The following is a 12,288-nucleotide window of genomic DNA, read 5'->3' on the forward strand; positions in this document are numbered from 1 at the left end:
GTCCGCGACGTATTCGTTGGCACCTTCCCAATCGCCGACACCAAAGAGAAGGCCAGCACCTTCTTGCGTCAACGGGCTGTCCGTTTTGACCTCTGCCATGAGTTGCTCGAGCAGTGCCGCCGCTTCGGATGGGCTGCGGGTATGTCCCGCAACAACGGAAGGAAGCGCCGCGTCGGCGTATTGCAGCCATATCCCGATGCGGCGTCCACCGATCCGGAACTCGCCGATTGCGAGACCGTCGGCGCCCGACGAGAAGGACAGATTGCCTGCTTCGAACCGTCCGGCAGCATCTGCAAGCAGACCCCTGGCACCTTCGCCCGGCAGGCCAAGGTCGACCATCTTCAGGACGTGGTTGCCGAGACCGAGGTCCGCCAGGTATTCCATCTGTTCGAGGTTGTCACCGTGATGCGACAGACCGTCGAGTGCAGAGGCCAGTTGTTCGGGCTCAAGATGATAGCCAAGCAGGGCCGCAGCATCCTCGGCGGAGAGCGCCTTGTCCAGCAGGCCAAGTTGATCGGCCACCGACTTGTCCAGAACCGCGTAGGGCTGTGCCTTCAGCAGCGGCGTGATGTCCAGCTTCTCGAAGAAGAAGGGCGTTACCCCAGCCGCCGTGTAGGTGGCACGGTAGGTTTGCCCGCCGATTGTGAACTCCATCGCCTGGCCGGGTGTAAGATGCGCAGCCTGAGTAGGATTGAAGCCATCCGGGTAGGTCGTGCCCATGGGCGTGTAGGTGCGCCGAAACACGTCTGTAGGCATGCTGTCAAAGTCGGCAAAGGCCGCGCGGATCACGCTGTCGGCTATGTTGGAGAGATCACCAAGTGCCGCCGCTTCGATCACCACGAGCTGTTCGGTCCCGGCTGTGGCGAGCGTTTCCAGCAGAACATCATGGCCGGGGTTCTGTCCCGGCAGCAGGCGCGCGGCCGCAATCCGGGCCTGCGCCACGTTCATGTACGCGGTCTGGGAAATGCTGCCAAAGAGCGCACCGGCATCCTCGGCGGATACCAAGGAAGAGCCGGACGCCTGCAATGCATCGTGGAAACCTTGCGACAGTTGATCGAGCCGGGCCCCCGTTGCCGCGGCGAGCTGCACGACCCGGAACTTGCGAGCCCCGAAACTGAAGCTGCCAAGATCACCGTCGATGAACTCTGCGAGCTCTGCCGTCGAGCTTCCGCCATCGACTTCGATCAGTGCCAGCGGGACATCCACCTCGACGGACAGCAGGTTTTCCAACGTCTGCACGTCTTCGCTCAGCGAGGTCACGATAGCGGCGGTCAGACCGTCGAGGTCGCCGTGGGTTGCATCTTCGAGCACACGTTCCGCAACCGCCTGATCCAGCACACCTTGTGTATCGAGCCCCCTGGCCTGGATGGCCTCGGCGCGCACGACGTAAACCAGCTCGCCCGTTTGCGGATCAAGCAGACGTGTAACCAGGTCACCGGAACTCAGCGCCATTGCGGCAAAACCCTCGGAGGACACCACCATGACCTTCTGATTTGCAGCGACGGCCGAAGCGATGGCATCGTTGGCCTCGGCATGCGCATCCGATTGGTGATCTAGCAGCTTGAGCGCAATTTCCGCAGCGTCGTTCTCACTCAGAAGACCTTGCGAGATCAAGTCCGCAAGAATGCCCTCAACGGTATCTTTCGATGCCACGCCAACCAACCCGTGGCCCGGGACATCCGTCAATGCGTTCGCTGCCTTTTGCGACAGAACCTGCGAGAAATATTGGTGCAGGTGGCCTGTCGTCTGGGTGACCGGATCGCCCAGCAGGGCCGCCACCCCGTCGATCAGATCGTCGGCCACCTGGGCGTAGGCGGATTGCAGCCGGATCATGAGGTCCTGACGGGTCTGTGCGCCTTCCAGGCCGAAAGCCTGACCGTCGAGGACGTGAATCCGCATCATCCGGTACTGCCGCCCGTCGCGAATGAAATCTCCCGCCTGCGTGAGGGTGAAGTCCTGATGAGAACCCAGGGCATCGCGCATCACCGCGTCGAGAGCATTCTGGGCGATCTCTCCGGCAGGTCCGCCATCGAGAATGAAGAAGAAGGTGTTATTGTCGGAAATCAGGTCCAGCTCGGTGCTGATGCTTGCCTCTGGATCCGTGAACCTGTCCGCGAAAGCCTCCGCTTGCGAGCCAACGATAGGGGCAAAATCCGTCTTGGCCAGATCGGCCACCTTCTCCTTGGAGATAATCTCCCATCCCAGGTACTTTTCATCAATGATGTTACGCAGTTGATTTGCGTAGCTCGCCTTGATGAAGAAGTACTGCCGTGTCGCCAGCACCGTGCTGCCTGGCACAACGATGTTCCCGCCCAGATCGCCACCGACGATAGCATCTGCCGGCAAGGACTCCAGCGCCGAGATACCGCCCGAGACCGGACCGTTTTCGACAGAGCGTTCAAGTAGGATCAGACTTTCGTCCTGATGCGCCATCACCTCTTCCAACGCGTTTGCGTTGGTGTCATGCGCGATGATCTTCGAAGCAAGCTCGGATGGCATATCGTCGAGCGACAGTGTGCCGTCCAGAGCGCCGGCGAGCGTGCCGAACATGTGCTCGATCCCGAAAGCCAGCGGCGAATGCAGGCCGATGACCCGCGCGACCTCTTGCTCGGAAACCGCGTATTTCGCCAGGCCGGCTGCCTCTGCCGCAGCTTTCGTCACCACCGTGTATTTCGCCATGTCGACATACTTGTCGAGCACCTCCAACGCCGCGCCGGCGACGCCGGCCTTGGCACTGCCCTTGACCGCGTCGAAGAGCGCCATGGAAATCTCGGCCACATCACCGGCCTCCGGGTCATTTGCCACCAGGTCGGAGGGGTTTGTCAGATAGCCGATCAGCCCGTTGCCTACAGCATCGGCATGGTCGCCATAAAGAACGTAGACCTCGATACCATTTTTCAGACTCGCAATAGCGGCCAGAGTGTCGCCGTTTTCCATGATATGGTCTGGCACCGACACCTTTTTGGGCTTTCCGGGCAGCTTGACGCCCATCCCCGAGGCCAGGCCCAGCAGTTCGTTGTAGCCCTGTACGACCTGGTAATTCGCCATGGCCGACTGTCCGATAAGCTTGGCGTCGTCATTCAGGGCACCGATGCTTTTCATGGACGAATAGGCGAGTTCGCCTTTGGTCAGCAGGTCGTGCAGCCGGAGGTCAGCGAAGAGCCCGTTGGGGTCGACTTCGGACAACGCCTGAGAAAGCACCGCTCCGGTCTTGACGGCATCTCCGACGTTCGACAGTTCCGCTTCCTTGATCGTCCTTGCGACCGCAGCGAAGTGCAGGATCCGTTTCTGGCTGATGCCGAACGTTTCCTGGGCGACCTCCAAAGACTTTCCACCAAGGAAGTCGACACCTGAATCGATGCCAGACTTTGCCGATTCGACCAGGTCGGCCTCGTGCTTTTCGATCATGCCGCCAAGCGCCGCGACAAGGGCGGGGCTCATGGCGTCAAACACAGGGGAATCGAGTTCTTCCGATATGGTATCGGCCAGATCGCCCGTCAGCGCCTCCTTGATCGCGTCGACGGACACCACGTCCTCCGTTACCCACTTCGCAATCTTGTCGGCCGGCGTACCGCTGAGCTGCGATATCTGTGCGAACTTGTACCACAATTCCTCGGTCTGGATCGACACGACGCGGGTTCCGTCGATCTGGTATGCGCTGGCGACCTGATGAGTGCCCTCCGAGATATCAGCGAGCATGACATGGCGCAGCTCGTAGAACCGGGTGCGCTTTTCCGGGTCGCCCAGTGAACCGTTCTCCTCACCGGCGGCCTCCGCCAGGTCGAGAAGTTGCGCAAGACGTTCCTCCAGTGCGACGCTCTCAGCCTCGCCCATCACCACGACGCTGCCCGGCTCCTGTGCCGCATTCGCTTCGAGGAACGCGATGTATTGCTCCTGCCATGCGAGATGGTCGAGGTCTGTCGCCTCGGCATAGAGTTCGGACAGGTCGTAATCCTGGAACGTGTCACCGTCGCGCAGACGCAGCGTCTCAATCCGTTCGGCCCCTTCCATACCCTTGAGGGTGATGGAGCCACCCGCGCCACCACCCAAGGAGATGATGAGGTCGCCACCGGCTTTTTCAAAGGCCAGGTCGGCGAGGTCGACTGCACCGAGTTTCAGTCCGAAAACGTCCTGTGTTGTGATCTCGATGATGTCGGTGCCGTTTCCGCCGTCTGCGATCACATCCTGGCCGTCACCGATCTGGTAAATGTAGTGATCGTCCCCGTCGCCGCCCGTCAGCGTATCGTCGCCGAAACCGCCTTCGATCGTATCTGCGCCAGCCCCGCCGACAATCTCGTCGCTGATAACGCCGAACTGGCTACCGATCGCATCCATGATCGCCGAGTAGATCGGGTTCACGGCGTCGCCACCGATATCCGAGAGCAGGTCTTTCAATCCGTCCATTGCGATATCGCCGAGGATATCGTCAAGCTGACCCACCTGACCCAGCACGCCCTGCGCCTGTTCGATCAAATCCATCGCCTCTGCGATATCCGACGCGGGCAAACCGATCAGGTCGGCCACATCGAGGGTCACGCCCAAGTCGCCGCCAAGCTGCTCGGACAGGTCGAGGTTCTGAAGTTGACCACCGATCTCTGACAGCTTGTTCAGAATACCGGAGGCCTTCTCGGCCATATCGCCCGCAAAATCCGCGGCGTCAGAACCAAAGCTGTCTTTCTGCGCCTGTTTCCCGGCGGCGTCCGCCTCGGCCTCTTCGGCCTGGTCCAAGTCGTCCGCGACCCCGTTTTCGATATCGGAGGCGAGCTCATCCGCATCCTGGGCCTGACCGGTAGCTTGATCCTTGCCAGCTTTACCCTGGGCAAGCTCGGCATTCTGGTCTGCCGCATCACCCTCGAAGCTACCCTCAGTTTCGCCGCCGGTCGTGTCGCTGATGCCTTCCGAGACATCCTGCCCGGCTTCGCCTGCCTGAACTTCTGCTTCGGACAGGCTGTTCTGTGCGTCGGCGTTTGCATCAGCACCTTCCTGCTGCGCAGCATCAGCGTTATCACCCGCCTTGACCGCATCCGTGATGGCCCCATCAGCGTCAGCGTTACCGACCGCGTCGCCGGCATTCCCGATCTGATCGGCAACCGGAGAAAGGCCGGTTTCCTGGTCGTAGTTCAGCGGGTTAAGACGACTGAAGTCGAAGTCCGACAGCACTTGGGTGATCCGCGCGACGGCATCCGTCACCGCGGCCACAACGCTGTAGATTGCCGACGTGATGCTTTCCATCAAGCCCGACATCTTGCCGGAAACCGCGTCGATCAACGGTTGGAACATATCGGTCAGTTCACCCGACATGATCTTGTCGAGAATGCCCCAGCCGAAACCTTTCACCGTGTCGGCACCATCCCCACCTGCAAGCGTCGTCTCGGAGGCCAGCGCCAGAAGGAGATCATCGCCCTGCCCGCCAGCGAGCATGTTGTCGCTGCCGGCACCGATCATGGTATCCGCGCCCGCGCCTCCTGCCATGACATTTCCCGCACCGATGCCGACCATCAGATCGTCACCGGCGTCACCGGTCGCCTTGTAGTCTGTTCCGGTTGCGACGATCGTGTCGTTGCCTGCTCCACCGCCGATCAGACCCCCGGCGCCGGCAGCGAGGGCGATATCGTTGCCCGCCCCGCCCAGTATGTCGGTGTTCGCCCCGGCGGCGATCAGCAGGTCCTGCCCGGCACCGCCATCAAGACTGGCTGTCTCACCAGCGGCGACAAGCAGGTCGTCCCCCGAACCGCCCGTAAGCGTTGCGTTCTGGCCTGCTGCCAAGAGGGCGTCATCGCCTTCGCCACCGTCAACGACGTTGTCCTGACCCCCCGCGATCAGCAAGTCATCGCCCGCGCCGCCGTCAATACGGTTGGAAGCACCACCGGTGAGGCCGATATCATTGCCATCGCCGCCAGCCAGCACGTTCTCGGCCCCGCCGATGGCGATGATATCGTCGTCCGCGCCGCCATCGACATTGGTTTTTTGACCGCCTCCGAAGATCAGGTCACTGCCCTGACCGCCCTCGAAAAGTATCTCCTGCCCGCCACCAACGATAATGTCGTTGCCCGCACCAGCCTGCATCATGTTCTTCTGACCGCCGCCCAGCAGGATGTCGTCGCCAGAACCACCGTTCATCACGTTGTCCTGCCCGCCGCCGACCATGAAGTCAGAGCCGGCACCGCCGAACATGGCGTTGGTCTGCCCGCCACCCACCATGAAATCGTCGCCCGCGTCGCCCGACATCATGTTGTCCATGCCGCCGCCGATCATGACGTCCGAACCGGTGCCACCCAACATGAAGTTGTTCTTGCCGCCACCAAACATCACGTCGTCACCGCCCCCGGCCAGCATGATGTTGTCGAGGCCCCCACCGACGATGAAATCGTTCCCATCGGTATCGGTGTCGCCGAAGAGCGCCTCGATCAGCTCACCGCCGGCTTCCAGCGCAAGCGCAATGGAGTCCTTGATCTTCGTTTCAAGGTCACCAACGGCAGCGTCGACCTTTTCCTTCACCGCATCCGAAATCTCATCAAGCTCCTCCTGCGCATCGTCTATCGCACCGTCGACCGGATCACTGAACGTGTCGCCTGGGTTGAAATCAACGCCATCGGGCAGTCCGCCTTGCAGATCGTCTGCGATTTCATCGACCTCATCCTGCACGCCATCGACAAAATTGTCGATTTCAGCCTCTGCGGCTTGGATCGCTTGCGTTACCTCGGATTGCATCTGGGCGAGTTTGGCCTCGAAAGCCGCGGCGTAGTCTTCCAGCTCCCGTTTCTTTTCTTGGAACACGGCCTTGCTGTCGCTCAGAAGTTCGGTGAGGTCTCCGCCGAACAGATTGGTGAAGCTGTCAGTGTCGAGGAACATGTCCAAGCTGCCCAGCATGCCTTGCGCAGCCGAGGCCAATCCGTCCCCGAGAATGATGTTCTTCTGCCCACCGCCGATGACGAGGTCGTCCTCCCCACCGCCCATCATGACGTTCGTCTGGCCACCGCCGACCATGATGTCGTTGCCGTCGAACCCGCCGCCCAGAAGCGCGTCGCCGACCATCAGGTTCAGCTGGCCGCCGCCAACCATGATGTCGTCCGCGCCCCCGCCGACCATGATGTTGTACATGCCGCCGCCGACCATGATGTCCTGGCCGTCGCTCGCGGTGCTCTTGAGACCGAAGCTGGCCAGCGGGCTGCCAGCGGTGAGCGACCCGTCACCGACCATGATGTTGAATTTGCCCAGACCCACCATGATATCGTCACCGGCGCCGCCAAACTGTACGTTCGCAAGGCCTGCCGAGACCACGATGTCGTCGCCTGCGCCCGCGTCCATCAGATTGGCCAAGCCCGCCCCGACCAGAATATCATCACCAGCGCCGGCAAAGGCGACGTTGAGACCGCCCAGGGCAACGATCACATCTTCGCCCGAGCCGGTCGTGATCGTGTTTACGCCGCCTGCTGCGACAGCGATGTTGTCACCGTCGCCCAACAGCTGGACGTTCAGGCCGCCCAGTGACACGGCGATATCGTCCCCAGCCCCCGTGTGCACGAGGTTGTATCCGCCGAGTTGCACGGAAAGGTTGTCGCCATGGCCAAGCTGGAAGGCGTTTACGCCACCGACGCCAACCGCAATGTCGTTACCGGAGCCGGTGTCCACGGTATTGATCCCGCCAACGGCAATCGCGGTGTTCTCCCCCTCACCGAGGTCCATCACGTTGACGGCACCGGCACCGACGGCAAGGTCATCGCCGTTGCCCGATGTCATGACGTTGACGCCGCCCAAAGCGAACAGTCGGTTATTGCCGGAACCGGCCGAAAGGACGTTGACCGCGCCCGCGGCCATCATCAAATCATCCCCCGACCCTGCCGAGAATACGTTCAGCCCGCCCAACGCAAACATAAGGTTGTTCCCATCGTTCGCGTCGTAGCGGTTTACCAGACCGCCGCCGATCATCACGTCGTCGCCTCCGGCCGCAGTGATCGAGCTAACCCCGCCGATCGAGATCGCCGTGTTGTCACCGCTGGCCATCGTAATGTCGTTGACCAGGCCGCCCGCGATCACGGTGTTTCCGGCAGCGTCCGCGCCTTTCAGATCGACGGAATTGTAGGCGCCGATCGCAACCACGGTGTTACGACCACCGAAGTCGTCAATGATGTTGACGGCACCGCCCGCAACGATCGTGTCGTTTCCCGTGCCCATGGCGACATCGTTGACGGCACCCACGGCGACAACCTGGTTGTCGCCGTGTCCCGTGTTGATCTTGTTATAGACGCCGCCCGCCGTGATCGTGTCGTCGCCGTGCCCGGCAAGCACATCGTTGACCAGACCACCGGTAAGCACGGCGTTGTCACCGTGGCCCGTGTTCACTTTGTTGTAGAGCGCGAGAGCACGCACATCGTCGTCGCCTGCGCCGAGCGCGATATCCGCGTAGCCGGCGATGCTAGTCACCGTGTCGTTCCCATCGCCCGCACGGATAGTGGCTACTCCGCCGCCGGATACGATCAGATCGTCACCCTCACCGGCGTCAATGACGTTGCCGACGCCGATTGCAAAGATGTCATCGTTGTCGCGACCGGTAGAGATACTGTTTCCACCGGCAAATGCCCGAACGATGTCCCGGTCTGCCCGAAATTGAGCCAAACCGGAATCGATCGTTGCGCCCGTGTCGATGATGTTGCCGAAACCGTCGGCCTCGACATAGTCATTCCCGTCGCGGGTGGTAATCCGGTTCAATCCCCCGATGGCAATGATCGTATCATCGTCGATACCGGCGTTGATGTCGTTCGATGCCGCAGCAACATAGACGTAGTTTTCACCGGAGGCGACGTCGATGTCGTTGTCCGCACCATAGGCATAGACCGTATCATTGCCCGAACCGCCGTGATAGTCATTGGCGACACCCCAAATGTCCGCGCGGTTGTGGCCATGACCTGCCCAAATGACATTATAGCCGCCGTCGGCATCAATCGTGTCAGCACCGTTCCCGGTCAGGATTTCATTAAAGGCGGCCAGAGCAGTGACCCGGTTGTTCCCATGTCCAAGCGCGACATGGTTCTTGCCCCCCCAGACCTTTACCGTATCGTCTCCGTCGAGCGCGATTATGGTATTGCTGAGCCCTTTGACATCAGCGTTGTTGTTGCCCTGACCAAGACTGATCGTATTGCCTCCGGCGGTTGCGATCACGGTGTCGTCGCCGTCCATCGTCTTGATGTCATTGCTTGCAGCATAGGCATAGACCAAGTCGTCACCGTCATGCGTCCAGATGTCATTATCGACCCCGTAGGCTTTGACAGTATCGTTGCCTGAGCCGCCTCTAATCTCGTTCCAGATGCCCCATACCTGGAGCCAATCATTGCCGTCTCCGCCTTGAACGTTGTTTTCTCCAGCGTATGCATAGATCTTATCGTTCCCGGCCCCTGCTTCAATGAGGTTGTGCAAACCTTGCGCTTGAATAGTGTCGTTGCCTGAACCACCTAGAATATGAGCTTTGCCTGCCAACGACTCGATGTAGTCATGCCCGGTCCCACCATCGATATAGTTGTCGATCCCATCCGCGAAGATGCTGTCGTTTCCGCTGCCTCCGTACAGGTTCGCATCGCCGCTTATCGACGTCATCCGATCATCTCCGGAGCCGCCGTCCATGCGAACGAAGGCGGCAGCCGCAAACATGACATCATCGCCGCCGTATCCGTACAGTTTGGCGTAAAGGCCATTGTAGCTACGCAACACATCATCACCGTTCGACCCGTGCTGAATCGGGTCCAGGTTTTCTACGAACTCAACGACGTCTTCCGCCCGGCGCTTCACCCAATCGCCGACGCTGCTAAACCAACCCATCTTCATTTCCTTCTTCAGACGGGATCAATACCGCCGCCAATGATGTTCTGTGATGATCAAGGATGCCTTGACCTCAATCGTACAACCAGCCAAGTCGCGGAAATCAGGTAAATTAATGCCGCTTCGATCTACGACTGTTTCCCGTCATCCATTAGGAACAGAGTGTTTTCGTGGCATGCATGAGAGCGTTACAGACACGTCAAAACATGTGGTCTGCGCCAAAATCTTAGCGACGTCTGGGCTACGCCCTCGGCTTTGCCTAAAGCCAGTCACTCAGGCTAAAAAAGCGAGGCGCGCGCCAAACACGATGAGTTTCGCGAGGATGGCGTCGCTGAGGGGCCGAAATGGGGCCTTAAGACAGACTCCGTTTCATGCCATGTGCGGCGCTGTTGCGCAAATCAGCTGACGACCGCACTTCCCCTTTCCCCGGGCACACTTATCCCGCGGCCACGGTCATCGGGATACCGAGTGCCGTGAAGCGGTTGAGGACCGCTGCGCGGATCTGGACCTCTGCCTCCTGGTGATCGAAGTCCCGCGACATCAGCCGCTGGCCGAGCAGCTTCACGCAATTCATTTTCGTTTCGACCCTGCTGGGGCGGTGATACCCGCTCCAGTTCCGCCAGAGCGCCCGGCCCGAGTGCTTCGATGCTCGCAGGATCTCGTTGCGCGCCCGGGCTCCGGCTGTGTCCGGCTTCCATGGCCTGGCATTCCGTCTCGGCGGGATGATAGCTGCAGCATCGCGGGCGGCGATGGCGTCGTGGCAGGCGCGGGTGTCATAGGCACCGTCGGCGGTGACCGTGGCGATCTCCTCCTCCGCCGGGATCTGGACAAGCAGTCCGGCAGCATCGGCGCATCGCCGAGATGGCTGGAAGTGACCTCGATGGCCCGGATTTCCGATGTTTCCTCGTCGATTCTGAGATGGATTTTACGCCACACGCGCCGTTTCGAGCCGCAATGCTTGCGCGTGTGCCACTCGCCTTCGCCTTCCACCTTGATGCCGGTGCTGTCCACGAGCAGGTGCAACTGCCCCTTGGAGCCGCGATACGGGATGGTGACGTTCAAGGTCTTCTGGCGGCGTGACAAAGTGCTGAAGTCCGGCGCGGACCAGTCGAGCCCGGACAGTTCGACCAGGCTCGCCACGAAACCGGTCGCTTGGCGGAGCGGCAGCCCAAGGAGGACCTTGAGGGTGAGACAGGCTTGGATCGCCGTGTCGCTATAGGCCTGCAGACGGCCGCGACGCCCCGACAGAATGGCTTCCCACTGCATCGAGGGGTCGAACCAGACAGTCAGCGATCCGCGCTGCCTCAGCGCCTGATTATACGCTTGCCAGTTGGTGGTCTTGTAGGTCGGTTTCGGAGGTCTGCTCATGCTGCCCAGCTAGGATGCTGGATTCACGAGATGAATCCTCCCAGATTCGCGCAACAACGCCAACGCAATGAGAGAGAGCCCGCAGAAAGTGATATAATTGACCTGCCCTCCCACATCTCCGGTTCCGGCACCATTGATCGGCTGGACGAGAACGCGCGCAACTATGCCAAGGCCTCGACGGCCGAAAAAACCAACAAGGCCTATACTGCCGACTGGAAGCATTTTGCGCGCTGGTGCAGGCTGTAAGGCACGGACCCCCTGCCCCCCTCGCCCGAGATGATCGGTCTGTATTTGACTGACCTGGCCAGACCGACGGGCCCCGTCCCTGCCCTTTCGGTCTCCACCATCAACCGTCGCCTGTCCGGGCTTGCTTGGAACTATGTACAGCACGGCTTCAAGCTCTACCGCAAGGACCGACACATCACGTCGGTGCTCGCCGGGATCAAACGCAAGCACGCACGACCGCCGAGGCAGAAGGAAGCCATCCTGCCCGAAGACATCCTCGCCATGGTGGCCACCTTGCGCTTCGATCTGCGCGGATTGCTAGATCGGGCGATCCTTTTGATCGGGTATGCCGGCCGGTTTCGCCGATCCGAGATCGTGAGGCTGAACGTCGGCAAAGACGACACGCCCGATTCCGGTGGCTGGATTGAGATCATTGAGGAGGGCGCGGTGCTGACCCTGAATTCCAAGACAGGATGGCGCGAGGTTGAGATCGGACGTGGCTCTTCGGATCAGACCTACCCATGCGCTTGAGCAATGGCTGCATTTTGCGAAGATCGACTTCGGTCCAGTATTCGTTGGCACCTCGCGGGATGGCAAGCTTGCCACGGATACGAGATTACATGACAAGAATGTGGCCCGCCTGATCAAGCGCACGGTCCTGGATGCGGGCATCCGATCGGACCTGCCTGAAAAAGACCGCCCGGCGCTGTTCTCCGCGCACTCCTTGCGCGCCGGTCTTGCCAGCTCAGCCGAAGTTGATGAGCGCTACGTCCAATAGCAGCTCGGACACGCATCTGCCGAGATGACCCGCCACTACCAGCGCCGCCGCGATCGGTTCCGGGTGAACCTGACCAAGTCTGCCGGTCTCTGATCGCGCGCTCA

The 12,288-nt window shown here is 60.7% G+C and carries 3 pseudogenes; 1 reads left to right on the forward strand and 2 read right to left on the reverse strand.

Annotated features, from left to right (window positions below):
• Both J4E08_RS19530 and J4E08_RS19535 read right to left on the reverse strand, forming a co-directional pair.
• Positions 1 to 9,813, reverse strand: a pseudogene (locus J4E08_RS19530) (hypothetical protein); the annotation flags it as partial.
• A gap of 436 nt (positions 9,814 to 10,249) precedes the next feature.
• A pseudogene (locus tag J4E08_RS19535) lies at positions 10,250 to 11,181 on the reverse strand (IS5 family transposase).
• Between the two features lie 30 nt (positions 11,182 to 11,211).
• Here J4E08_RS19535 and J4E08_RS19540 point away from each other — a divergent pair.
• Positions 11,212 to 12,277: pseudogene (locus tag J4E08_RS19540) on the forward strand (tyrosine-type recombinase/integrase).
• Positions 12,278 to 12,288 lie beyond the last annotated feature (11 nt).

It is taken from the genome of Sagittula sp. NFXS13, from assembly GCF_040148795.1.
Classification (GTDB): domain Bacteria; phylum Pseudomonadota; class Alphaproteobacteria; order Rhodobacterales; family Rhodobacteraceae; genus Sagittula; species Sagittula marina.